General features: G+C 63.2%; 20 protein-coding genes. 11 read left to right on the top strand and 9 right to left on the bottom strand.

Going from position 1 to position 24,572, the window contains the following annotated elements; translation table 11 throughout:
• The first annotated feature begins 126 nt into the window (after positions 1 to 126).
• The 7 genes from BLS48_RS01835 (at position 127) to BLS48_RS01805 (ending at position 8,018) form a co-directional block, all read left to right on the top strand.
• Positions 127 to 1,617 carry an FAD-dependent monooxygenase gene (locus BLS48_RS01835; protein WP_244529488.1) on the top strand — a complete coding sequence of 497 codons (1,491 nt, stop codon included), beginning with the start codon at positions 127 to 129 and terminating at the stop codon, positions 1,615 to 1,617.
• Positions 1,618 to 1,769: 152 nt separating this feature from the next.
• The gene (locus tag BLS48_RS01830) at positions 1,770 to 2,504 is read left to right on the top strand and encodes a FadR/GntR family transcriptional regulator (protein ID WP_091575154.1); all 735 of its coding nucleotides are present in this window, start codon (positions 1,770 to 1,772) and stop codon (positions 2,502 to 2,504) included.
• The gene (locus tag BLS48_RS01825) at positions 2,501 to 3,688 is read left to right on the top strand and encodes a PLP-dependent transferase (RefSeq protein WP_091575153.1); all 1,188 of its coding nucleotides are present in this window, start codon (positions 2,501 to 2,503) and stop codon (positions 3,686 to 3,688) included. The genes BLS48_RS01830 and BLS48_RS01825 overlap by 4 nt, the downstream gene beginning before the upstream one ends.
• 29 nt (positions 3,689 to 3,717) lie before the next feature.
• A complete protein-coding gene (locus tag BLS48_RS01820; protein WP_091575620.1) occupies positions 3,718 to 4,995 on the top strand; it encodes an ABC transporter substrate-binding protein in 1,278 nt (425 codons plus the stop codon).
• 182 nt (positions 4,996 to 5,177) lie between these two features.
• Positions 5,178 to 6,101, top strand: coding sequence for a carbohydrate ABC transporter permease (locus BLS48_RS01815; RefSeq protein WP_091575151.1), 924 nt, complete (start codon positions 5,178 to 5,180; stop codon positions 6,099 to 6,101).
• A complete protein-coding gene (locus tag BLS48_RS01810) occupies positions 6,101 to 6,949 on the top strand; it encodes a carbohydrate ABC transporter permease (protein WP_013895215.1) in 849 nt (282 codons plus the stop codon). Before BLS48_RS01815 ends, BLS48_RS01810 begins: the two co-directional genes overlap by 1 nt.
• A 4-nt stretch (positions 6,950 to 6,953) precedes the next feature.
• Entirely contained in the window at positions 6,954 to 8,018 is a 1,065-nt protein-coding gene (locus BLS48_RS01805; RefSeq protein ID WP_091575149.1) for an ABC transporter ATP-binding protein, read from the top strand.
• A 96-nt stretch (positions 8,019 to 8,114) separates the two neighbouring features.
• On the opposite strand, the gene rpmG is transcribed toward BLS48_RS01805, so the two are convergent.
• The 8 genes from rpmG to BLS48_RS01765 form a co-directional block, all read right to left on the bottom strand.
• A complete protein-coding gene (gene rpmG, locus BLS48_RS01800) occupies positions 8,115 to 8,282 on the bottom strand; it encodes a 50S ribosomal protein L33 (RefSeq protein ID WP_006201775.1) in 168 nt (55 codons plus the stop codon).
• A gap of 155 nt (positions 8,283 to 8,437) precedes the next feature.
• Entirely contained in the window at positions 8,438 to 8,896 is a 459-nt protein-coding gene (locus BLS48_RS01795; protein WP_091575148.1) for a YqfO family protein, read from the bottom strand.
• A 114-nt stretch (positions 8,897 to 9,010) separates the two neighbouring features.
• Positions 9,011 to 10,189 carry an MFS transporter gene (locus BLS48_RS01790; RefSeq protein WP_091575146.1) on the bottom strand — a complete coding sequence of 393 codons (1,179 nt, stop codon included), beginning with the start codon at positions 10,187 to 10,189 and terminating at the stop codon, positions 9,011 to 9,013.
• A gap of 15 nt (positions 10,190 to 10,204) precedes the next feature.
• On the bottom strand, positions 10,205 to 10,945 hold the full coding sequence (locus BLS48_RS01785) for an NUDIX hydrolase (protein ID WP_091575145.1): 741 nt from the start codon (positions 10,943 to 10,945) through the stop codon (positions 10,205 to 10,207).
• 86 nt (positions 10,946 to 11,031) lie between these two features.
• A complete protein-coding gene (locus BLS48_RS01780) occupies positions 11,032 to 11,466 on the bottom strand; it encodes a DUF983 domain-containing protein (protein ID WP_167364906.1) in 435 nt (144 codons plus the stop codon).
• On the bottom strand, positions 11,466 to 13,772 hold the full coding sequence (gene rnr, locus BLS48_RS01775) for a ribonuclease R (protein ID WP_091575141.1): 2,307 nt from the start codon (positions 13,770 to 13,772) through the stop codon (positions 11,466 to 11,468). The genes BLS48_RS01780 and rnr overlap by 1 nt, the downstream gene beginning before the upstream one ends.
• Before the next feature lie 6 nt (positions 13,773 to 13,778).
• Positions 13,779 to 16,439, bottom strand: coding sequence for a type I DNA topoisomerase (topA, locus tag BLS48_RS01770; protein WP_091575139.1), 2,661 nt, complete (start codon positions 16,437 to 16,439; stop codon positions 13,779 to 13,781).
• Between the two features lie 368 nt (positions 16,440 to 16,807).
• Entirely contained in the window at positions 16,808 to 17,185 is a 378-nt protein-coding gene (locus BLS48_RS01765) for a COG4315 family predicted lipoprotein (RefSeq protein WP_091575138.1), read from the bottom strand.
• A gap of 178 nt (positions 17,186 to 17,363) precedes the next feature.
• On the opposite strand from BLS48_RS01765, the gene BLS48_RS01760 reads away from it, so the two are divergent.
• From BLS48_RS01760 to BLS48_RS01745, 4 genes are all read left to right on the top strand, one after another.
• Positions 17,364 to 18,110 (top strand): cytochrome c biogenesis CcdA family protein, encoded by a 747-nt coding sequence (locus BLS48_RS01760; protein WP_091575136.1) that lies wholly within the window; start codon positions 17,364 to 17,366, stop codon positions 18,108 to 18,110.
• 178 nt (positions 18,111 to 18,288) lie between these two features.
• On the top strand, positions 18,289 to 19,647 hold the full coding sequence (gene glmU / locus BLS48_RS01755) for a bifunctional UDP-N-acetylglucosamine diphosphorylase/glucosamine-1-phosphate N-acetyltransferase GlmU (RefSeq protein ID WP_091575135.1): 1,359 nt from the start codon (positions 18,289 to 18,291) through the stop codon (positions 19,645 to 19,647).
• 176 nt (positions 19,648 to 19,823) lie between these two features.
• Positions 19,824 to 21,647, top strand: a complete 1,824-nt coding sequence (gene glmS / locus BLS48_RS01750) for a glutamine--fructose-6-phosphate transaminase (isomerizing) (RefSeq protein ID WP_091575133.1) — start codon at positions 19,824 to 19,826, stop codon at positions 21,645 to 21,647.
• Between the two features lie 79 nt (positions 21,648 to 21,726).
• Complete coding sequence (locus BLS48_RS01745) at positions 21,727 to 22,485, top strand: DUF502 domain-containing protein (protein ID WP_091575131.1); 759 nt, start codon at positions 21,727 to 21,729, stop codon at positions 22,483 to 22,485.
• Here BLS48_RS01745 and recG read toward each other — a convergent pair.
• Positions 22,437 to 24,545 carry an ATP-dependent DNA helicase RecG gene (recG, locus tag BLS48_RS01740; protein ID WP_091575130.1) on the bottom strand — a complete coding sequence of 703 codons (2,109 nt, stop codon included), beginning with the start codon at positions 24,543 to 24,545 and terminating at the stop codon, positions 22,437 to 22,439. The genes BLS48_RS01745 and recG overlap by 49 nt on opposite strands.
• Positions 24,546 to 24,572 lie beyond the last annotated feature (27 nt).

Here is a 24,572-nt window from a genome sequence, read left to right as displayed (position 1 = left end):
TCGCTGCCGCTCATTAGAGCAGGCTCCCCTCTCCACTTCATAGATATGGCGCGCAAGGGACTTGCTTCAAGGCCTGGTTCCTCCCGTAAAACCGCGGCCCATGCCAAGGAAACGGGAGTGATGAGAATGCGTGTGATGTTGCCGACAAACGGAGTGCGTCATGCGGTGGTAATCGCCGGGGGCGGTCCGACGGGGTTGATGCTGGCGGGCGAACTTGCATTGGCGGGTGTCGACGTTGTCATTGTCGAACGGCGCCCGAACCAAGAGCTCGTCGGCTCGCGCGCGGGTGGGCTGCACGCACGCACGATCGAGATTCTGGATCAGCGCGGAATCGCCCACCGGTTTCTCTCGCAGGGACGGCGGTCGCAGTCCGTGGGCTTCCACATGATTCGGTTGGACATCAGCGACTTTCCCACCCGGCACAACTATGTGCTCGGGCTGTGGCAGAACCACATCGAGCGCATATTGGCCGACTGGGTCGGCGAACTGGGGGTGCCGATCTATCGCGGACAGGAGGTCACGGGTTTCGTGCAGGACGATGACGGCGTCGAGGTCGAGCTATCGAATGGCCAACGTTTGACGGCGGAGTATCTCGTCGGTTGCGACGGAGGACGCAGCGTCATCCGCAAGGCAGCTGGCATCGATTTCGCCGGGTGGGATCCGACGATGAGCTGGATGATCGCGGAGGTTGAGATGTCGGAGGAGCCGGCATCGGGCTTTCGCAGCGACGCCTACGGCATCCATGCCATGGGCAAGACGGAGGAGGGCGGACCCGTCCGTGTCGTGCTGACAGAACGGCAACTGAGCACTGGCGGCGAACCGACCCTGCGCGATCTCAGCGAGGCGCTCACAGCCGTCTATGGCACCGATTACGGGGTGCACAATCCCACATGGATCTCCCGGTTTACCGATATGACGCGCCAGGCCGCCGCCTACCGCGACGGACGCGTCCTGCTGGCCGGCGACGCCGCGCACGTCCATCCTCCCATGGGTGGACAGGGCCTCAACATCGGCGTGCAGGACGCGGTGAACCTGGGATGGAAACTGGCCCAGGTGGTCTGCCGGACAGCACCGGGAGGCCTGCTCGACAGCTACCACGCCGAGCGCCATCCGGTCGCCGCCCGCGCATTGCGCAACACGATGGCGCAGGTTGCGCTTCGTCGTGTGGATGACCGCTCCAAGGCCTTGGGCGATACCGTTACCGAGTTGCTCGGCATGGACGAGCCCCGCAAGCGAATCGCCGCGGAGATGTCCGGCCTGGGGGTCCACTACAACCTCGGGGAGGGGCACCCACTCCTTGGGCGGCGAATGCCCGACCTCGATCTGGTCACCACAAACGGCCCGTTGCGGCTGTTCGGCCTGCTGCACAATGCCCGACCGGTGCTCCTCAACCTCGGTGAACCGGGCAAGCTGGACATTGCGCCTTGGGCGGACCGGGTCCGGCGGATCGACGCGGGATATGCCGGTGCCTGGGAGCTTCCGGTCCTCGGAACGGTCGCCGCGCCCGACGCCGTTTTGATCCGGCCCGATGGATATGTTGCCTGGGTTGGGGTTGGAACCCAACAGGGGCTGGCTGACGCGCTGACGACTTGGTTCGGGCCGCCGGCCGCGAATTAGCGACACGATCGAAGCCGGTTGGCACGACCGCCGAAACGCATTGCTTCGCAATCTTCAAATAGACTGAAGGCGGACGGTCTCCTGACAACCGGTTGACAGGAGTTTCCATCTATGCAGAAATTGGTTGGACCATTGGACCACTTGGAGGATTTGTGGACCAGAACAGCCTGCCACCCATTCAGACGACGGCGCGTGATGACGCCGTGCTGAAGGCGTTGGTGGGCTTTGTCGGCGCCGAGGCCTTGCGGCCCGGTGAAAAGCTTCCGACCGAGCGTATCCTTGCCGAGCGGCTGAAGGTCAGCCGCAACACGGTGCGCGAGGCGCTGACGCGCTGGGAAGGGCTCGGTCTCGTCGAGCGCCGGCAAGGCAGCGGCACCTATCTCAAGGCGGCCGTGTCACCAGACATGCTGCACATGCCGCTGACGCTGTCGGGCGGCAACGACTTCACCAGCCTGATGCAGACGCTTGAAATCCGCCGCGCCCTGGAAGCAGAGGCAGCGGCACTGTGCGCCGAGCGGGCGAGCCCGGCCGACATTGCCGAGATCGAGCGCAAGCTCGACATCATGGAGCAGGCGTTCCGCACGCGCGACGGTATGTCGGCGGAAGAAGACTGGGAATTCCACCAGGCGATCTATCGGGTCTCCGGCAATCCGCTGTTCGAACAGATCATCGCCGCCATGCACGAGCTGTTCCATCGCTTCTGGGAGCATCCGCTCGGGGTGCGCGACTTCGGCCATGCCAGCTTTCCCTATCATCGCACCATCTACGAATGCATCGCCGCGCGCGACCCGCAAGGCGCCCGCGCCGAGGCGCTCAAGCTGATCGCCACCGTCGAGGACGATCTCAAGCGCGGTGCCGCCAAACTCAAACTTTCGAGCCAGACATGAACGAGCATCCATCGGGTTTCGATCACGACTATCTCGCCGAGGCGGCGACGCTATTGGCGCATGACGAGCCGTTTCCGGGCGGCGCCGTGGTGCCACCGATCTACCAGACCTCGCTGTTCACCTTCGCCAACTATGCCGAGATGGCCGATACTTTTGCCGGCAAGCGCAGGCAGCCGATCTACTCGCGTGGCGACAATCCGACGGTGATGGAGTTCGAGGCGCGGGTTGCGGCACTCGAGGGCGCTGAAGCCGCGCGCGGCTTTTCCAGCGGCATGGCGGCGATCAGCGCCACTGTGCTCGCCTTTGTCGGGGCGGGCGAGCGCATCGTGGCGGTGCGCAACTGCTACGGCGATGCCTACCGGCTGTTCGAGCGGCTCCTGCCGAGGCTCAACATCAAGGTCGACTATGTCGACGGTTCCGATCCGGATGCGGTCGCGGCGGCACTTCCCGGCGCCAAGCTGCTCTATCTGGAAAGTCCGACCTCGATGATGTTCGAGCTGCAGGACCTGCCGCATCTGACCCGGCTGGCCAAGGAGCAGGGCATCGTCACCACGATCGACAATTCGTGGGCGACGCCGGTGTTCCAGAAGCCGATCATGCATGGCGTCGACCTGGTGCTGCACTCGGCCTCGAAATATCTCGGCGGCCACAGCGACACCGTCGCCGGTGTGGTGGCGGGTTCGGCCGCGCATATCAAGCAGATCAACGAGCAGACCTATTCCTATCTCGGCGGCAAGCTGTCGCCGTTCGAAGCCTGGCTGCTCTTGCGTGGTCTGCGCACGCTGCCGCTGCGCCTGCCACACCACATGAAGAGCGGCCTGACCATCGCCGAGCGGCTGAAGGCGCATGCCAATGTCGAGCGGGTCAATCATCCCGTCTATTCGAACCACCCGGGCAAGGCGACGCTGGCCGGCTATGCCGGACTGTTCTCCTTCGAGGTGACGGACGACATCGACATTCCCGTCTTCGTCGACGCGCTGAAATATTTCCGCATCGGCGTCAGCTGGGGCGGGCATGAAAGCCTGGTCGTGCCGGCCAAGGCGTCGCTGGAGCAGACGCCGGGACTGAATTCGATGGCGCGCTTCGGCGTCAGCCCCCGAACCATCCGCTTCAATGTCGGATTGGAGAGTGTCGAAGACCTCTGGGCGGATGTCGCCCAGGCCTTCGAAAAAGCCAGAAAATAACAAGCGGGTTCAAAATGGGAGTCTTGAACATGAAAAAACTGACCGTCATGCTTGCCACCGTTGCGGGGCTGGCGATTTCCGCCGGGAGCGCACGGGCCGATTCGACCCTCAAGATGGTCGAAGTCATCACCAGCCCGCCGCGCACCGAATTCCTGAAAAAGCAGATCGCCGAGTTCGAGGCGGCCAATCCTGGCGTCAAGGTCGAGCTGATCTCGCTGCCCTGGGGGCAGGCCTTCGAGAAATTCCTGACCATGGTGCAGGCCGGTGATACGCCCGACGTGGTCGAGATGCCGGAACGCTGGATGGGCCTCTATGCCAACAATGCCCAGCTCGAGGATCTTGGGCCCTACATGGCAAAATGGGACGATGCCAAGACGCTCGGCGACCGTGCCAAGCAGTTCGGCTCGACGGTCAACAACACGCAGTACATGATCCCCTACGGCTACTATGTGAACGCGCTGTTCTGGAACAAGAAGCTGTTCAAGGAGGCCGGCCTCGACGGCCCGCCTGCGACGCTCGACGATTTCATCGCCGACTCCAAGAAGATCTCGGCCTTGCCGGGCAAATATGGCTACTGCCTGCGCGGTGGGCCGGGCGCCTTCAACGGCATGCACATGTTCATGAACATCGCCGCCGGCAAGGGCGGCTACTTCAACGAGGACGGCACCTCGACCATCAACGATGAAGGCTCGGTCAAGGGCCTTCAGATGCTGGCCGACATGTACAAGGACGGACTGGCGCCGAAGGATGCGGTGAGTTGGGGCTTCAACGAGACCGTCACCGGCTTCTATTCCGGCACCTGCGCCATGCTCAACCAGGATCCCGACGCTCTGCTCGGCATAGCCGACAAGATGAGTGCCGACGACTTTGCCGTGGCGCCGATGCCGGTCGGGCCGAGCGGCAAGTCCTATCCGACGCTGGGCTATGCCGGCTGGGCGATGTTTGCCAACTCGCAGCACAAGGACGACGCCTGGAAGCTCATGGCGACGCTGCTGTCGCCGAAGGACAATCTGGAATGGGCCAAGGAAGTCGGCGTCGTCCCGATCCACAAGGGCGCCGACCAGGACGCCCATTTCAAGACCGAGCAGTTCAAGGGATGGTTCACCGAGCTGAGCGACACCTCCAAATATGAAATGGTGACCCCGCCGACGCATCTGGAGAACCTCGGCAATTTCGTCGACCAGGTGGCGATCAAGAATTTCCAGGAAGTGCTGCTTGGCCAGAAGACGGCCAAGGACGTCGCCGACCAGTGGGCTGCGTTCCTGACCAAGGAACAGCAGGACTGGCTGGCGAAGAACAAGAAATAACGCCTTCTGCCTTCTCCCCGTTTCACGGGGAGAAGGCGGCCCGATAGGGCCGGATGAGGGGCAGGCCAAGCATTTCAAGGCTCACGCCGCCCCTCATCTGCCTGCCGGCATCTTCTCCCCGTGAACGGGGAGAAGGACGCTCGTTGCCTATCCCGATGCTTCCTGGAGCCGATCCGCAGCCAATGACTTATGCCGTGTCCGACATACGATCCGCCGGCAAGCCGCGTCGCAAGCGGCTATCCCACGCCGCTATCGAGCCATGGCTCTATCTCAGCCCGGCGATCATCCTGCTGATCGTGGTGCTTCTGGTGCCACTGGTCATCGGCATCAGTTATTCGTTCCGCAAGTTCTCGGCCTTCAAGTCCGAATATGTCGGGCTCGGACAGTATCAGGCGATGCTGTCGGATCAGGTGCTGGGGCAGGCGCTGGTCAACACCTTGTGGTGGACGGCGGCCAGCCTGTTTTTCCAGTTCTTGCTCGGTCTCGGCCTGGCGCTGCTGCTCGACAAGCCGTTCCCGGGCCGCAAGGTGGTGCAGGCGCTGGTGTTCCTGCCCTGGGCGGTGCCTTCCTTCCTTTCGGGCCTGACCTGGGCCTGGCTGTTCAATCCGATCATCGGGCCGCTGCCGCATTGGCTTTTCGCGTTGGGGCTGAAGGCCGAGCCGACCAACATTCTGTCCGATCCTTCAACCGCCATGTGGGGGCCGATCATCGCCAATGTCTGGTTCGGCATTCCTTTCTTCGCCATCACGCTTTTGGCGGCGCTGAAATCCATTCCATCCGAGCTGCATGAGGCGGCGGCGATCGACGGCGCTTCGCCTTGGCAGCGCTTCACCAAGGTCACGCTGCCGTTCCTGGCGCCGACCATTGCCATCACCGTCATGCTGCGCACCATCTGGATCGCCACCTTCGCCGACCTGATCTTCGTCATGACGGAGGGAGGGCCGGCCGGCTCGACCAACACGGTGCCGGTCTACATCTATGTCAGCGCCTTCAAGTCGCTGGACAAGGGCTACGCCTCGGCGGTGGCCGTGCTGCTGCTCGTCCTGCTGATTGCCTATGCGATTGCGCTGATCGGCATCCGTCGCACGCTGGTGAGGCACGTCTGATGATCGCAGGACGTTCAGCCTCGCAGCGCTTCTTCGGCGGCATCGGCCTCTACGCCGCCATCGCCGCCTATGTGATCTTCGCCCTGTTCCCGATCTACTGGACGCTGAAGATCTCGGTGACGCCGGAGCGGCTCCTCTATTCCGAGGGCATCACCTTCTGGCCGTCGCAGATGACGTTGCAGAACTTCGTCACGGTTCTCGAGGCCACCGATTTCCCGCGCTATTTCCTCAACAGCGTCATCGTCTCGGTATCGACCGCGGCGCTGGTAACGGTCATTGCGACCCTGGCCGGCTACGCCATGTCGCGTTTCACCTTTCGCGGCAAGGCGGCGCTGGCGCTGATGCTGCTTTTGACCCAGACCTTTCCGCTGGTGATGGTCATTCCGCCGATCTACCGCGTGATGGGGCAGATCGGCCTGATCAACAGCCTGACCGGGCTGATCATCATCTACACCGCCTTCAACACCGCCTTCGCCACCTTCCTGATGCAATCCTTCTTCGACGGCATCCCGAAGGACCTGGAAGAGGCGGCGATGATCGACGGGTGCACGCGCGCACAAGCGATGCGCAAGGTGATCGTGCCGCTGACGCTGCCGGGCATGGGTGCGACGCTGGGGTTTGTCTTCACCGCCGCGTGGAGCGAGCTTTTGTTCGCGCTGATGCTGATTTCCAGCGACGACCAGAAGACCTTTGCCGTCGGCCTGCTCACCTTCATAGGCAAGTTCGCCGTCGACTGGGGGCAGATGATGGCGGCGTCCATCCTGGCGCTGATCCCGGTCTGCATCTTCTTCGCTTTCCTGCAACGCTATCTCGTCACCGGCCTGACCGCCGGCGCCGTCAAAGGATAGATCGATGGCCTCTGTTACGCTCGAAAAAGTCCGCAAGGACTATGGCGCCGTCCGCGTCCTGCACGCGGTCGACCTCGAGATCGCCGACGGCGAGTTTGTCGTGCTGGTCGGCCCTTCCGGCTGCGGCAAGTCGACCTTGCTGCGGATGATCGCGGGGCTGGAAGAGGCTTCCGGTGGCGAGATCCGCATCGGCGAGCGAGTAGTCAACGACGTCGCGCCGAAGGACCGCGACATCGCCATGGTGTTCCAGTCCTACGCGCTCTATCCGCATATGGATGTGTCGAAGAACATGGGTTTCAGCCTGCTCTTGAAGAAGGCGCAGAAAACCACGATCGACGCCCGGGTGGATGGCGCCGCCAAGCGGCTCGGGCTGGACAGTTTCCTGCAACGCCTGCCGCGGCAATTGTCCGGCGGCCAGCGCCAGCGTGTCGCCATGGGGCGCGCCATCGTGCGCGATCCCAAGGTCTTTCTGTTCGACGAGCCCTTGTCGAACCTCGACGCCAAGCTGCGCGTCCACATGCGCGCCGAAATCAAGGCGCTGCACCAGCAGTTGAAGACGACATCGGTCTATGTCACCCACGATCAGATCGAGGCGATGACCATGGCCGACCGGATCGTTGTCATGCATGACGGGATGATCCAGCAGGTCGGTGCGCCGCTCGATCTCTATGACCGGCCGGCCAACATGTTCGTCGCCGGCTTCATCGGCTCACCGGGCATGAATTTCCTGCCGGCGACGGTTCGCAACGGCGGGAAGTCAGACGCTGTGCTGGCCGACGGCCAGACACTGCGGCTGCCGGACGGCCTGCCGCTGAAGGATGGCGACGCGATAACGGTCGGCCTGAGGCCCGAGCATATCCGGCTGGCGCATGACGGTGCGCAAGGCGAGGTGGTGGTGGTGGAGCCGCTCGGCCTGTCGACGCAGTTCTATGTCAAGCTGGCCGGCCAGCTGCTTTGCGTCTTCGCCATGGGCCGTGCCGGCGTGAAGCCCGGCGACATCGTGCGATTGTCGGCCGATCCGGCGTCGCTGCACCTGTTCGATCCGAAAAGCGGCGATCGCATCGGCTGAGGGAACTCAGCCCGGGTTGAGGACACTTCAGCCCACGGCGCAAACAAAAACGCCGCCCAATCGGCGGCGTTTCGGCATTGCAGAGGAAAACCCAGATTACTTGATCTTGGTTTCCTTGAATTCGACGTGCTTCTTGGCGACCGGGTCGTACTTGCGGAACGACAGCTTGTCCGTCTTGGTGCGGCTGTTCTTGCTGGTCACGTAGAAGAAACCGGTGTCGGCGGTCGACAGAAGCTTGATCTTGATGTTTGCGGCTTTGGCCATGATATCAGTCCATTAATGTTCGTGGAGTTTTGGCCGCTGGAGCACGGGGAAACACCCGGACGCGGGAAACTTGGCGCGACACATAAAGAACGCGCCCGGAAAGTCAAGCCCGGCGGAGCCCATGTGGCCCGCCGCGGCCGGCAAACGGCTTCAAATCATGCGGTTTCCGCCTCGGGCGCGGCAACCTTCTTCCAGTCTCCGGTCGTGTTCCACCAGCGATTCGGATTGGCGCGGTCGTCCAGTCCCTTGGAACGGCTGGCAAGGATCGGCTGGAGGCGGATCACCGGTTCCTGGTAGGAGTGCGCCTGGAAAATCGCCTCGACCACGCGGGCGGCCAGTGCCTGGTCATCGGGCAGTTCGAAAGAAACCTCCACCGTGCCAGGGCGTCGCCGCAATTCGGTTTCGGCGCCGGCGGCGGCACCGTCGAGTGGCCTGTAGCGCTCGATACCGTGCGCCGACTGATAGGCATTGCGATCATATTTGCCCATGACCAGCGGCGCTATCGCTACAACAGCATCCATGATGCGGTCGACATCGGCGGCGGGCGCCTGGAAGCTCACAAGCAGGAGCAGTGTCATTCGCAACGAAGTGGTTTCAAAGCCGCTGTCGATCATGGGAGTGTCCTCAACTTCAGGTGTTTTGAGGCAACTTTATAGCCGGGGGCTGCTGACATGGTTCTGTCAGCAGCCTGCCATCGCGCCAGTGTGGAATGCGGCGGCTCGGTCGCGCTACAGGAGGATCTTGCGGATCAGCCTGACGCAGACCAAGGCTACATAGGCGGCGAAGAACAGGCCAAGCGACCAGCCGAAGCCGGACGGACCGAACGCATCCATGCCGATGCCGATCGCCTGCGGGCCGAGCACCATGCCGACGCCATAGCAAAGCACGAAGGCGGCGTTGGCGGATGCCAGTTCGTGGCCGGAAAGTTGCGAGCCGAGATGGGCAAGGCCGATCGTGTACATGGCAGCGACGACGCCGCCCCAGACGAACAGAAGTGCGGCCATCAAGTGCCAGTTCTGAGCGAAGAAGGGCATGAAGATCGTGCCGGCAAGGCCGACAGTGGCGCAGGCCAGCAGCAGATAGCGGCGATCGCTGACGCGGTCGCTGATCATGCCGATGGGGATCTGCAAGAGCACATTGCCTAGACCGATCATGGTCAAGAGAAGGGCCGCGTCGGCTTCGGAGTAGCCGATGCGGCTGCCATAGACCGGGAACAGCGCAAAGCCGCCGGTTTCGACCGCGCCAAACACCAGCACCGCGGCGGTCGCCGTCGGTACCAGCCAGATGTAGCGGAGGAAGTTGCTCGTCTCACCGTCGGAGACGATCGTCGGGCTCTCGTTGCGCGCCGCGAGCACGGGTATCGCGGCCAACGCCACCAATCCGATGATGACGCCGAAAGGTCTGAAGCCGGAGCTGCCGAGATGGGCGAACAGCCACGGTCCGGCGGCAAAGCCGAGCGACAAGACAGTGGCGTAGATGCCCAGGACAAGGCCACGCCGGTGCGGCGGCGCCGAGGTGCTGATCCAGAATTCCGACAGGATGAACAGTACCGTCAGCGCGATATGCAGCACGATGCGCAGTGGGAACCACATCCAGAAATCCGGCGCGAAATGGAAGCCGACAAAGGCCAGGGCGCCGGCGGCAATCATGGCAATCATGGTCCAGGCGACGCCGAACCGCATGGCGAGCGGTGTGGCCAGCGGCGCACCGGCGATCGATGCCAGGCCGGCGACGGCCGTGTTGAGGCCGATCATCGAGGCCGAATGACCACGCGTTTCCAGGATCACGCTGAGCAGTGGCATGCCGAGGCCGATGGCGATGCCGACGACGCTGATCGACGAGATCGCCGCCACCATCGGCAGCCAGTGTACGCGCTCGTCGCCCTGTGGTTGGGTATCGACCGTCATGGGATGCTGAACACTCTACAGAAGTTCGCGGGTGAAGCGGTTGCGGACAAGCCGGTAAAAGGGCACCGGGCCGCCCGGACGCAGCAGCGGATCAAGGGCGAGCCGCTTTTCCAGCTCGTCCAGGATCATCCGGGTGATGTCGGGGATGTCAGCTTCCCTGGCCTTGGCAAGCGGCAGCCAGACCAGCTCTTCGAGTTCGTTGGTCGGACCGCCACCAGGCAGTTCGACCGCTACATCGTCGCGCCAGGCGCTGAAGAACCGCGTGTCGAAACGGCGCACCCTGTTGGGCGGCGTGATGGCGCGCGCAACGAAGCGCAGCATGTCCAGAGAGGGCCGCACGCCGTGTTCGGCAAAGCCTTGCCAATCGGCCCTGGCCGTGGCGAAGGCGCCTTTCCGGCCGATCAGCAGCCCGGCTTCTTCATAGGTCTCGCGGATCGCCGACAAGGCGATGGCGCGAGCCCGCGCCATGCTGGTGCGGCCGGGACCGGCGAGGAGCTTTGCTTCCTGCTCCGGGTGCAATGCGGTGGCGATCGGGATGCGGCTGTCGGCTGGGTCGGTACGGCCGCCGGGAAAGACGAACTTGCCCGGCATGAAGGCATGGCCGGCGTGGCGGCGGCCCATCAGGACCAGCACCTCATCACCCTTGCGGTCGAGAAGGATCAGGGTAGCCGCGTCGCGCGGGCGAATTGGCTGGTCGCTATGAGCAATCATGCTCCGCTCGATCCTGTCGACTTCCGCCTTGGTCATACCGTCCATGCGCAGGACCTAGCGGAAACTTCTGGCAAGCGAAAGTGGCCTTTCATGGTCGGTATGTTGCGCCAGCGCGCGTAGTCGAGATTGGTCTAAACCCCGGGATGGGGCTCGATCACGTCCTGCTCGCCGCCAAAGCCGTGCATATAGAAGGCCCATTGCAATCCGATGACGGCACCTTTCACGGGTTGCAAAAGCGCGACCGACAAAAGGATGGTCAACGGCACCCAGATGGCGATGTGCTGCCATGTGGACAATGTCGATGCCGCCTCCACGCCCATGAAGGCGCCGAGGACGATATGACCGACGATGACGATGACGAGATAGGCGGGCAGATCATCGGCGCGATGGTGATGAAGCTCCTCGCCGCAGACACTGCATGTGTCGACGGTCTTGGTGAAGGCGCGAAACAGCTTGCCTTCGCCGCAACGCGGGCAGCGGCCGAGCAGGCCGCGCTTCATTGCAGTCCACAGCGGGCGGGCAACCCGGCCCGAGTGATGTTCGCCGCCAAAAACCTGTTGTTCCATCATCTTCTCCTGCCGCGCGAGCCCGGTCGCGATTGCGACGCACGGGCGCGGCCTTTGGCCTTGTGAAACGACCGCTTGGAGCCGGGCAAAGGCTTCGGATCAGTCAACATCTCGAAGCGCATCGCGCCGGCCATCGGCGCCACCTCGATCAGTCGGACCTCGACGCGATCCGCGAGCTGATAGCCTTTCCCCGAGCGTTCTCCGAACAGGGAGCGGGCCGTTTCGTCATATATATAGTAATCGCCGCTCAAAGTTGACACCGGGATGAAACCATCCGCGCCATACTGCGGCAATTGGACAAATAGTCCCGATTTGGTGACGCCGGAGATGCGGGCGTCGAACCGGTCGTCCACGCGCTCGGCGAGATAGGCGGCAATCAGCCGGTCGACCGTATCCCGCTCGGCCGCCATTGCGCGGCGTTCCGTGCCGGAGATCAGCACCGCGACATCTTCGAGCCGTGCCGCTTCGTCCTGCGTCAGCCCGCCCGGACCGAGCCCGAGTGCGGCAATAAGTCCGCGATGCACGATGAGGTCGGCGTAGCGGCGGATCGGCGATGTGAAATGTGCGTAGCGCCTGAGATTGAGGCCGAAATGGCCAATGTTCTTCGGCGAGTATTCGGCCTGGCTCTGCGAGCGCAGCACCACTTCGTTGACCAGTCCTTCATTGTCGGCCCCGCGCACGCGCTCCAGGATGCCGTTGAACTGGCTTGGCCGCATCTGGGCGCCGCGCGCCAGCGACAGGCCCAGCGTCTGCAGGAATTCGCGCAGCGATTCCTGCTTGGCCAGCGAAGGTGCATCATGGACGCGGTAGACCAGCTCCTGTTTCCTCGCCTCCAGCGTCTCGGCGGCGGCGACGTTGGCCTGGATCATGAATTCTTCGATCAGTTTGTGGGCATCGAGCCGTTCCGGCACGATGACGCGATCGACGGTGCCGTCCGGCTTGAGCATGATCTTGCGCTCCGGCAGGTCGAGTTCAAGCGGCTGGCGGCCGTCGCGCCCGCGCTTGAGGATCGCATAGGCGTCCCACAGCGGCTTCAGCACCGTGTCGAGGATCGGTCCCGTCTTGTCGTCCGGCATGCCGTCGATCGCTGCCTGCGCCTGCGGATAGGCGAGCTTTGCCGCCGACTTCATCATGATGCGGTGGAAGGAGTGCCTGATCTTGTGGCCATCGGCGGAGAAGGTCATGCGCACCGCCAGCGCCGGCCGGTCCTGACCTTCGCGCAGCGAACAGAGATCGTTGGAAATGCGCTCGGGCAGCATCGGCACGACGCGATCCGGGAAATAGACCGAATTGCCGCGCTTCAGCGCTTCGCGGTCGAGTGCCGTGCCATAGCGGACATAGGCGGCGACGTCGGCGATGGCGACCGTGATGACCACGCCGCCAGAGTTCTTCTCATCGAGATCCGATATGGCGAAGACGGCATCGTCATGGTCCTTGGCGTCGGCCGGATCGATGGTGACCAACGGCAGCTCGCGCCAGTCCTCGCGGTGGTCCATCGTTGCCGGCTTTACCGCTTCGGATTCGGCGATGACGTCGGCCGGGAAGATATGCGGGATGTCGTGGGCGTGGATGGCGATCATCGAAACCGCCTTTTCGCTGGTGAGCGAACCCAACACGTTGAGCACCTTGGCTCTCGGCAGCCCATAGCGGGAGGCCCGTGCGGGCTCGACCTCGACCAGGTCGCCGTTCTTGGCGCCGTTCTGGAATTCCTTGTCGACAATCAATTCCGGTTGGCGCCGTTCCACCGGCTCGATGCGCAGGGTGCCGTCCTGAAGCACGCGAAAGATGCCCAGAACGGCATCGGTGCGCTTCTCGAAGATCTTCATCACCCGCCCGGTATAGGCGGGGCCGGTCGGCTCATCGGTCGGGAAGGTCTTGGCCAGCACGCGGTCGCCAATGCCGGGCGCCGGACTGTTGCCGCTGCGCGACACGCGGATCGAGACGACCGGCGGCTCGCCCGTGCCCACGGCCTCCGCCGGATGCGCTAGCAAAATGCCGTCGCCATCGCGGCCAAAAATGTCGAGCACCGCTACATGGGGCAGGGCACCGACGCGGGCCAGTCGCTTGCGCTCCTTGGTCAGGACGCCTTCGTCCTGCAGGTCGCGCAAAATGTCCTTCAGCCAGATGCGGTCGTCGCCGCGCAACGCGAACGCCTTGGCGATGTCGCGTTTTCCGGCGCGGTCGGGATTTTCGGCGATATAGCGCAGGATTTCGTCACGCGATGGCCGATAGTCATCCTTGACCCCGGCCCTCGTGTCGGCGGTGCGCGGATCGCCGTGGCTTCTACCGGTGATCCTGCGCGCCACGCTGACCTATCCTTTTTTCTTCGCGGCCGGCTTCTTGGCCGCCGCTTTCTTGGTTGCAGGCGCCTTCTTGGTTGCAGGCGCCTTCTTGGTTGCAGGCGCCTTGGCCGCCGCCGCGGCCTTGCGGAACGGCTTCTTGCCGCCACCACCCTTGGCTTCCTTCTCGGCAATCAGCGCCAGCGCGTCCTCGATGGTCACCGATTGCGGGTCCTTGCCTTTCGGCAGTGTGGCATTGACCTTGCCGAAATTCACGTAAGGCCCGTATTTGCCGTCGCGCACGACGATCTTGCCGCCACCGTCGGGATGGTCGCCAAGCTCCTTGAGCGCAGCAGCAGTGCCGCCATTGCGGCCGCCCTTGCCCTTCAACTGCTTCTCGGCGATCACCGACACGGCGCGATTGAGGCCGATCGAGAACACATCCTCGATACTGTCGAGATTGGCATAGGTGCCGTCATGCAGCACGAACGGCCCGTAACGGCCGAGCCCGGCCGAGATCATCTTGGCCGTTTCCGGATGCTGGCCGACATCGCGCGGCAGCGACAGCAGGGCAAGCGCCTTTTCATGATCGATCGAATCGGGTGTCCAGCCCTTGGGCAGGCTCGAGCGCTTGGCTTCCTTGCCGTCGCCGCGCTGCAGATAGGGGCCGAAGCGGCCGCTGCGCAGCGTGATTTCCTCTGATGTGTACGGATCCTTGCCAATGACCTTGGTGCCGTCCTCGCCGCCGCCATTCTCCCCATTGGGATTGGCGGCGTCGCCGAGCTGACGGGTGAAGGAGCATTCGGGATAGTTCGAGCAGCCGACAAAGGCGCCGAACTTGCCGAGCTTCAGCGACAGATTGCCGGTGCCGCATTTCGGGCAGATGCGGGGATTGGAGCCGTCTTCCCGCGCGGGGAACACCAGCGGCGCCAGTTCCTCGTTCAGCGCGTCGAGAACGTCGGTGACGCGCAGTTCCTTGATGTCGGCGACGGCGCCGGAAAAATCCTTCCAGAAGTCGCGCAGCACATCCTTCCAGGCGAGCTTGCCGTCCGAGATCTCGTCGAGCTTTTCCTCGAGGGACGCGGTGAAGTCGTATTCGACATAGCGCTTGAAGAAGCTTTCGAGAAAGGCCGACAGCAACCGGCCCTTGGCCTGGGGCACCAGCCGGCGCTTGTCGATGGTGACGTAGTCGCGGTCCTCAAGCGTCTTCAGGATCGCCGTATAAGTGGAAGGTCGGCCGATGCCGAGCTCTTCCAGCTTCTTGATCAGCGAGGCTTCCGAATAACGCGGCGGCGGCTCGGTGGTGTGCTGGGTGGCATTGATCGCCTGCCGCGCAAGCTGCTCGCCGGCGCGGATCTCCGGCAGCCGACGGTTCTCCTCGTCTTCCGAATCGTCGTCCTTCTGGTCGGTGTAGGCGGCGATGAAGCCGTCGAAGCGAACGACGGAGCCGATGGCGCGGAGTTCCGCCGTGCGGGCGCCATTGACCGCCTCGATCTCGGCGGTGGTGCGCTCGATCTCGGCTGGCTGCATCTGGCTGGCGATGGCGCGCTTCCAGATCAACTCATAGAGCCGCATCTGGTCGGAATCGAGATATTGCCTGACCGATGCCGGGGTGCGCATGAAATCCGTCGGGCGGATCGCTTCGTGCGCTTCCTGGGCGTTCTTGGCCTTGGCGGTATATTGGCGTGGCTTCTCCGGCAGATATTTTGGGCCGAACTCCTTGGCGATGGCGTCGCGGGCGGCCGAGATCGCCTCGGGGGCCATCTGCACGCCGTCGGTTCGCATATAGGTGATCAGCCCGGTGGTTTCGCCGCCGATCTCCATGCCTTCATAAAGGCGCTGCGCCACCTGCATGGTGCGGCTGGCCGAAAAACCGAGGCCTGACGAGGCGGCCTGCTGCAGCGTCGAGGTGGTGAAGGGCGGACCGGGATTGCGCTTGGTGGGCTTGGCCTCCACCGACACCGCCTTGAAGGTCGCGCCTTCGAGCATCGACTTGATGTCGTCGGCGTGTGCCTTGTTGGAAATGTCGAGCTTCTGCAGCTTCTTGCGATCGAAAGCGGTCAGCCGCGCTTCGAAATTCTCGTTGCGCGGCGTGCCGAGGAGAGCTGATATCTGCCAGTATTCCTCGCGGATGAAGCGCTCGATTTCGGATTCGCGATCGCAGACCAGACGCAATGCAACCGACTGGACACGGCCGGCCGAGCGGGCGCCCGGCAATTTGCGCCACAGCACAGGGGAGAGCGTAAAGCCGACGAGATAGTCAAGCGCCCGACGAGCGAGATAGGCATCGACCAGCGGCGCATCGATCTGGCGCGGATTGGCCATCGCTTCCAGCACCGACGACTTGGTGATGGCATTGAAAACGACGCGGCTCACCGGCTTGTCCTTGAGCGCGCGCTTCTGCTTCAGAACTTCCAGCACGTGCCAGGAAATCGCTTCGCCTTCTCGATCCGGGTCGGTGGCGAGGATCAGGCCGTCGGCATCCTTGACCGCCTTGGCAATGTCGGCAAGCCGCTTGCCCGAGGCGGTGTCGACCGCCCAGGACATGGCAAAATCCTCGTGCGGACGCACCGAGCCATCCTTGGCCGGCAAATCGCGGACATGGCCGAACGAGGCCAGAACCTTGTAGTTCTTGCCGAGGTATTTGTTGATTGTCTTTGCCTTGGCCGGCGATTCGACGACGACGACGTCCATGAGGTCTCATATCAGCTGTGATGCGGCAGAAGAATTCCGCTGCTCGCGACGAAATCTCGTTCTATTTGTCGCTCACATGGCCGCGCTTTTGCATCCGGTCAAGGGGAAGCGTTCCAAATTGCGGGGATGCCCGTAGCAATACACTCTTAGAGTGTATGATGGAAATCACAGAATTCTGGCCAGTGGAGATGGTGTCCCCAGTCCGCGAAACGACCCGGTTCATTTTCCGGCGAGTCGGGGAAAAACCCGCCGGAATGCCGTGCCGGGGCCGGGCGACATGGTCCACAAACAAGAGCTGGCCGCCGGCTGCATGGGATGCCTGGCGACCAGCATATCCCGCCGGCGGGCGGGAATTCGCATTGAGGGGTCTAGTTGGCCTTGACGACGTGCCAGACATCGGCGACGCCGTCGCCGCTCATGTCGCCGGCCTTCTTGTCCTTGATGAAGGTGTAGACCGGCTTGCCGTCATAGGCCCACATCTTGGTGCCGTCGGTGCGGTCGACGACGCTCCACTCGTCATCTCCCTTGGCGCCAGCCTCGGCCTTCAGCGGCGGCCAGTTGGTGGCGCATTTGTCGTAGCAGTTGGACTTGCCCTTCGCGTCCTTGTCATAGGTATAGAGCGTCATGCCGTTGGCGTCGGTGTAGATTTTGGTGCCACCGACCTCGGCTTCCTTCCACGCGTCGGCGGCGAAGGATGCGGCGGTGCTGAGCAAAAGCGCGGCTAACCCGACTGTTATCGTTTTCATGGGGATCTCCCTGGATGTTCCAAAGAGGCGCGGGAAATCGCGGCCTCACTGTATCAACGCCAGCCGCAGGTCCTTTCTTCCCTGGCCTCAGCATGCGCCGACGACTTGCCACAAAATGGTGATTGGTGGAGAAGCAGCGTCGAGCCTATATCGGCGCCGGGACAGTCGGAGTTTTGGAATGGCATTGGACATTGGCTATGTCAGCGCGGTCGGGGCGGGGGCCATCTCGTTCCTGTCACCGTGCGTGCTGCCGCTGGTGCCGCCCTATCTCTGCTATATGGCTGGCGTCTCTGTCGACGATTTTCGCGGCGATGCGGGCGTGACGGCTCGGGAAGGCACGCGCGGCGCGCTGCTCTATTCATCGGTCGCCTTCGTGCTCGGCTTCTCGACCGTGTTCGTGGCGCTCGGCGCCGGCGCTTCGACCATCGGCCATTGGCTGCGGGTCTGGCAGGAGCCGCTGGCGATGGCGGCCGGTGTGCTCATCATCCTGATGGGCCTGAATTTCCTCGGCATCCTGCGCATTCCGCTGCTGTCGCGCGAGGCGCGCTTCCAGTCGCAAGGCAAGCCGGCAAATGCCCTTGCCGCCTATGTCATGGGACTGGCCTTCGCCTTCGGCTGGACGCCCTGCATCGGGCCGGTGCTGGGGCCGATCCTGACGCTGGCCGGCGGCCGTGAAACCGTGGGCGAGGGCGCGCTGCTGCTCGCCGCCTATTCGCTTGGCCTCGGCATCCCGTTCCTGATCGCGGCGCTGTTTTCCGGCGCCTTCATGCGCTTCCTCGGCAAATTCCGCGTCCATCTCGGTCGCGTCGAAAAAGCGATCGGCGCACTGCTGGTCGTCGCCGGCGTGTTTTTCCTCACCGGCGGCGTGCAGACGGTGTCCTACTGGCTGCTCGAGAACTTCCCGGTGCTGGGGCGGCTGGGGTAGCGCCTTGGCTAGATACAAGCCGCATGCTTGCACCCGGTATTGAACGACAGACCCGCTGATTAAGAGTCAGCTGCTCTTCCGTTACCACCATCTCACCGGAATTTAACCGCATTGGTGCAGCATGGCGCCACTGCTATCCTGTCTTGATTCCCAACCCTTTTCATATGGTTGTCCTTCCATGAGCCAGAGAACCTGCCTGTCCGTCATCCTTGCCGCCGGCGAAGGCACGCGAATGAAAAGCGCGTTGCCGAAGGTCCTGCACCAGATCGCGGGTCTGCCGATGGTCGCCCATGTCGTGAAGGCCGCCGAAACCGCCGGTGCCGGCGACCAGGTGCTGGTGATCGGCCACGGGGCGGACGAAATGCGCAAGGCCGCGGCAAAATTCGCGCCTGAGGCCGAGACCTTCGTTCAGGAAAAACGCCTCGGCACCGCGCACGCCGTGCTTGCCGCTCGCGAAGCGATATCAAGGGGTTACGACGATGTCCTGGTGATGTTCGGCGACACGCCGCTGATCGACCCGGGCGCGCTCACCGTGGCGCGGCTGAAACTGGCCGAAGGCGCGGCTGTGGCGGTCATCGGCTTTCGCACGCCCAATCCAACCGGCTATGGCCGGCTGATCGAAAAGGGCGGCAAGCTGGTCGCCATCCGCGAGGAGAAGGACTGCAGCGACGAAGAGAAGAAGATCACCTTCTGCAATGGCGGGCTGATGGCGGTGGCCGGTGGCCGGGCGCTGAAGCTGCTCGACGCGGTCGGCAACAAGAATGCCAAGGGGGAATATTACCTCACCGACATCGTCGGGATCGCCAGCGGGCAAGGCCTTGATGTCGTCGCCACCGAAGCCAGTTTCGAGAATGCGCTCGGCATCAACAACCGCGCCGAACTGGCGCAAGCCGAAGGCATCTGGCAGCAACGCCGGCGGCAAGAGGCGATGCTGTCGGGGGTGACGCTGATAGCGCCGGAAACCGTGTTCTTCTCGCACGATACGGAGATCGGCGCCGACACGATCGTCGAGCCCAATGTCTGGTTCGGCCCAGGCGTGAAAATCGCCACGGGCGCCAAGATCCATGCCTTCAGTCATATCGAAGGCGCCACCATTGCCTCGAACTGCGATGTCGGACCGTTCGCGCGGCTGAGGCCCGGTGCCGATCTCAAGCAAAAGGCCAAGGTCGGCAATTTCTGCGAGGTCAAGCAGGCGACCATCGAGGAGGGCGCCAAGGTCAACCACCTGACCTATATCGGCGATGCCCGCGTCGGCGCTGGCGCCAATATCGGCGCCGGCACCATCACCTGCAACTACGATGGCTATTCGAAATTCTTCACCGACATCGGCGAAGGGGCTTTCGTAGGCTCGAATTCCGCGCTCGTGGCGCCGATAACGATCGGCAAGGGCGGCTACATCGCCTCGGGCAGCGTTATCACCGAAGACGTACCCGATGATGCGCTGGCCTTCGGCCGCGCCCGCCAGAAGACGATCCCAGGCAAAGGCAAGGAATTGCGCGAACGGTTTGCTTCGGCCGCGGCCGCCAAGAAGAAGTGAAACCGGCCCGGAAAAACGGAGCGATTACAGTAACCGGATTGCAAGAGCGGTCTGTCAGGGTGCATCGACAAGGATGACCGTTCCGCTGATACGGGACGAAATGCAATGTGACTTTCGCGGCAGGCCGGCGATCCCTAAATAGCGCTGGGTTTCTGCAAGGAATCGGGGCTGTCTGCATGTGCGGTATCGTTGGAATCGTCGGCCATTCGCAGGTTGCGCCGCGCATCGTCGATGCGCTGAAGCGGCTCGAATATCGCGGCTATGACTCTGCCGGTGTCGCCACCATCGACCATGGCCAGCTTGCCCGCCGCCGCGCCGAGGGCAAGCTGATCAATCTCGAACGCAGGTTGGAGGACGAGCCACTCAACGGCACGATCGGCATTGGCCATACGCGCTGGGCGACGCATGGCGTGCCGAACGAGACCAATGCGCATCCGCATTTTTCCGACGGCGTCGCCATCGTCCATAACGGCATCATCGAGAATTTCGCCGAGCTGCGCGACGAGCTGATCCGCGACGGCTACAGTTTTTCCTCGCAGACCGACACCGAAGTCGTCGCCCATCTGGTAGCGCGCGAGCTGGCCAAGGGGCTGAAGCCGGTCGAGGCCGCGCACCAGGCGCTGAAACGGCTGCAAGGCGCATTTGCGCTGGCCATCATGTTCAAGGGCGACGAGGATCTTATCGTCGGCGCGCGCAATGGCCCGCCACTGGCGGTCGGCCATGGCGATGGCGAGATGTTCTTGGGCTCCGACGCCATCGCGCTCGCCCCGTTCACCAATTCGATCACCTATCTGGAAGATGGCGACTGGGCGGTGGTGCGTCGCGACGGTGTCACCATTTTCGACATCGACGGCAAAACGGTCGACCGCAAACGCCAGCAGTCGCTTTCGACCAGCTTCATGGTCGACAAGGGCAATCGGCGCCATTTCATGGAGAAGGAAATCCATGAACAGCCCGAGGTGATCTCGCACACGCTGGCGAACTATCTGGATTTCGTCGGTGGCGTCTGCAAGCCGCTCGACCTGCCGTTCGACTTTGCCAGGATCAACCGGCTGGCGATTTCGGCCTGCGGCACGGCGTATCTCGCCGGCCTGATAGGCAAATACTGGTTCGAGCGCTATGCGCGGCTGCCGGTCGATATCGATGTCGCCTCGGAATTCCGCTACCGCGAGATGCCGCTGTCGGCGGACGATGCTGCCTTCTTCATCTCGCAGTCGGGCGAAACCGCCGACACACTGGCCTCGCTGCGCTATTGCCGCAAGGCGGGGATGAAGATCGGCGCGGTCGTCAACGTGCGCGAATCGACCATGGCGCGTGAATCCGACGTCGTGCTGCCGACTTTGGCCGGCCCGGAGATCGGTGTCGCTTCGACCAAGGCGTTTACCTGCCAGCTCTCGGTGCTGGCCTCGCTTGCCGTGCGTGCCGGCGTGGCGCGCGGGACAATTTCGAAGGAACAGGAGAAAACCCTGGTGCGCGAGCTTTCAGAAGCGCCGCGCTATGCCAACCAGGTGCTCAAGCTTGAAGAGCAGATCGAACGGATCGCACGGGAATTGTCGCGCTACAGCGATGTGCTCTATCTGGGCCGCGACACCAATTTCCCGCTGGCCATGGAAGGGGCGCTGAAGCTCAAGGAAATCTCCTATATCCACGCCGAAGGCTATGCCGCGGGCGAGTTGAAGCATGGCCCGATCGCGCTGATCGACGAGAACATGCCGGTGATCGTCATCGCGCCGCATGACCGGATTTTCGAAAAGACCGTGTCGAACATGCAGGAAGTGGCGGCGCGTGGCGGCAAGATCATCCTGATCACCGACAGCAAGGGCGCGGCGCTTGCGAGCGTGAAGACGATGGAAACGATTGTGCTTCCGGACGTGCCCGAAATCATCTCGCCGATCATCTACGCGCTGCCGATCCAGATGCTCGCCTATTTCACCGCCGTGTTCATGGGCACCGACGTCGACCAGCCGCGCAATCTGGCGAAATCGGTGACGGTGGAATAGGCGCCTTTAAAAACTTCGCAGTTCCAAAGCGCCTTCCGGTTCACTAATGTTGCGTCGCAATAGCACGCCCCGGTGAACCATGTCCGATGCTCCGAAAACCTCCGGCATGACCCGGCTGAGGAACTATTTCCTCACAGGCTTCGTCGTGTGCGCGCCACTGGCGATCACCGCCTATATCGCCTGGTCCTTCATAGGCTGGGTCGATTCCTGGGTAAAACCGTACATTCCGGCACGCTATAGCCCCGATTCCTATCTGCCGTTTCCTGTCCCGGGATTCGGATTGATCGTCGCCCTGATCCTGATCACCCTGATCGGCTTCCTGACAGCCAACATCGTCGGCCGCGCCATCGTCAATTTTGGCGAACGCCTGCTTGGCCGCATGCCGCTGGTGCGCGGCATTTATGGTTCGCTGAAGCAGATCTTCGAGACCGTGCTGTCCAACAAGGGCGACATGTTCCGCCAGGTCGGGTTGGTCGAATATCCGCGCAAGGGCGTCTGGTCCTTGGTCTTCGTCGCCAGCGAGAAAGAAAACGAGATCAATGAGAAGCTCGATCAGGAAGGCGATCCGCTGATCGCCGTGTTCATGCCCTGCACGCCCAATCCAACGACGGGCTTTCTCATGTACGTGCCGAAGTCGGACATCGTGCTGCTCGACATGACGATCGAGGACGGCGCAAAGCTGATCGTATCCGCCGGGCTGGTTGCGCCCGAGGTCAAGTCGAAAGTGGTTGTTGTGAATGGCGAACCGATCGAGGGCGTGCTTGCCAACCCGTCGGTTGGGGCCTTGGCTCAGCCGGCACGCAAGAGCCGCACGGCCTCGTCGCGGCCGAACAAGTAAAGCAGCAGTCGCAGCGCGGCGCCCCGATCGGACTGCAGCTCCGGGTCGCGGGACAGGATCAGCCTTGCGTCGTCGCGGGCGGCCTCCAAAAGGTCGGCATGCGCCTCGATGCGCGCCACCTGGAAACCCGGCGTGCCGGACTGGCGGGTGCCCAGCAACTCGCCTTCGCCGCGCAGCTTCAGATCTTCCTCGGCGATCAGGAAGCCATCTTCCGTCTCGCGCATGACCGACAGTCGTCGCTTGGCCGTCTCGCCAAGCGGGTCCTTGTAGAGCAGCACACAGGAAGACGGCTTGACGCCGCGTCCGACACGGCCGCGCAGCTGGTGCAATTGCGCAAGGCCAAAGCGCTCGGCATGTTCGATGACCATGACAGTGGCGTCAGGCACGTCGACGCCGACCTCGATGACCGTGGTGGCGATCAGGATGCGCGTCTCGCCCTCTTTGAAGGCGCGCATTGCTTCATCCTTCTCGGCACCCTTCATGCGGCCATGAACAAGGCCGATGCGGTCGCCAAACAGCGGTTTCAGCGAAGCGAAACGGTCCTCGGCCGACATCAGCTTGATTTCTTCGGATTCTTCGACCAACGGGCAGATCCAGTAGATCTTCTGGCCACCGGCGACGGCCTCAACCATGCGGCCGACCAGTTCGTCGAGCCGTTCGAGCGGCAGCGTGACGGTGCGGATAGGCTGGCGGCCGGCCGGCTTTTCCGTCAGCTTCGACACATCCATGTCGCCGAAGGCGGTCAGCACCAGCGTGCGCGGGATGGGTGTGGCCGTCATCACCAGCATGTCGGGCGCGTCGCCCTTGGCGGTGATGGCAAGCCGCTGATGAACGCCGAAGCGATGCTGCTCGTCGATGACGGCGAGGACCAGGTCGTGGAAGATCACCGTCTCCTGAAACAGCGCGTGGGTGCCGACGACGATGTCGATCTCGCCGCTCGCCAGACCGGCCAGCGTGTCGGTGCGTTCGCGGCCTTTTTCACGGCCGGTCAGGATGGCGATCCGCAGCCCGACCTTGGCGGCAAGAGGCGCGATCGTTGCCAGATGCTGCCGTGCCAGGATTTCGGTCGGTGCCATCAGTGCTGCCTGGCCTCCGGCCTCGACGGCGCGCGCCATGGCGAGCAACGCGACGACCGTCTTGCCGGAGCCGACATCGCCTTGCAGAAGCCGCAGCATGCGTTCGGGAGCGGCGAGGTCGGCATTGATTTCGGCAAGCGCGAATTCCTGGCTGGCCGTCAACGAATAGGGGAGTGCGGCGCGCAGTTTCTCGACGATACTGCCGTCGCCGACCAAGGGGCGGCCGGACAGGCGGCGGACTTTAGCCCGCACCAGCGCCAGCGAGACCTGGCCTGCCAGCAACTCGTCATAGGCGAGGCGCCGCCAGGCGGCACCGTCCACGGACACATCGATCGGGTCCGCCGGATTGTGGATGCGGGCGAGCGCGTCGCCAAAGGCAGGAAAGCTCTGTCGGCGCATGAACGCGCCATCCTGCCATTCGGCCAACACGGGCAAGCGTGCGAGCGCCTGGCCGATCGCCCGGCGCAGCACCTTGCCAGAGAGCCCGGCGGTGAGCGGATAGACCGGTTCGACGAGCGGCAGGTTTTCCGCCTCGCTGGCGAGCGCGATGTGGTCGGGATGGACCATGGTCGGGCGGCCGTTGAACCATTCCATGCGGCCGGAGATCACGACATGCTCGCCCACGGGCATCGCCTTTTCAAGATAAGAGGCATGAGCATGGAAGAAGGTCAGCGCGATCTCGCCGGTGTCGTCATGTGCATAAACCCGGTATGGCACCGACCTGTTGCCGCGCGGCGGCGGCTGATGACGGTCGATGCGCACGTCGAGCGTGACGATCGCGCCTTCGGCCGAACCGGCAATGCCCGGACGGTTGCGACGGTCGATGACGGTGTGCGGCAGCACGAACAGAAGGTCGCCGGCACGCGCCGCGCGATCGCCGAGATCGGCGGCGACGACCTTCTCGATCAGCGCGCCAACCTTCGACCCCACGCCGGCAAGCGAGGTGATCGGGACGAACAAGGGGTCGAGCTGGGAAGGACGCATGATGTCAGCTTATGTCGCGACGGCCAC

The organism is Mesorhizobium qingshengii, assembly GCF_900103325.1.
Classification (GTDB): domain Bacteria; phylum Pseudomonadota; class Alphaproteobacteria; order Rhizobiales; family Rhizobiaceae; genus Mesorhizobium; species Mesorhizobium qingshengii.
This window is presented reverse-complemented; position numbering and strand designations above follow the sequence as displayed.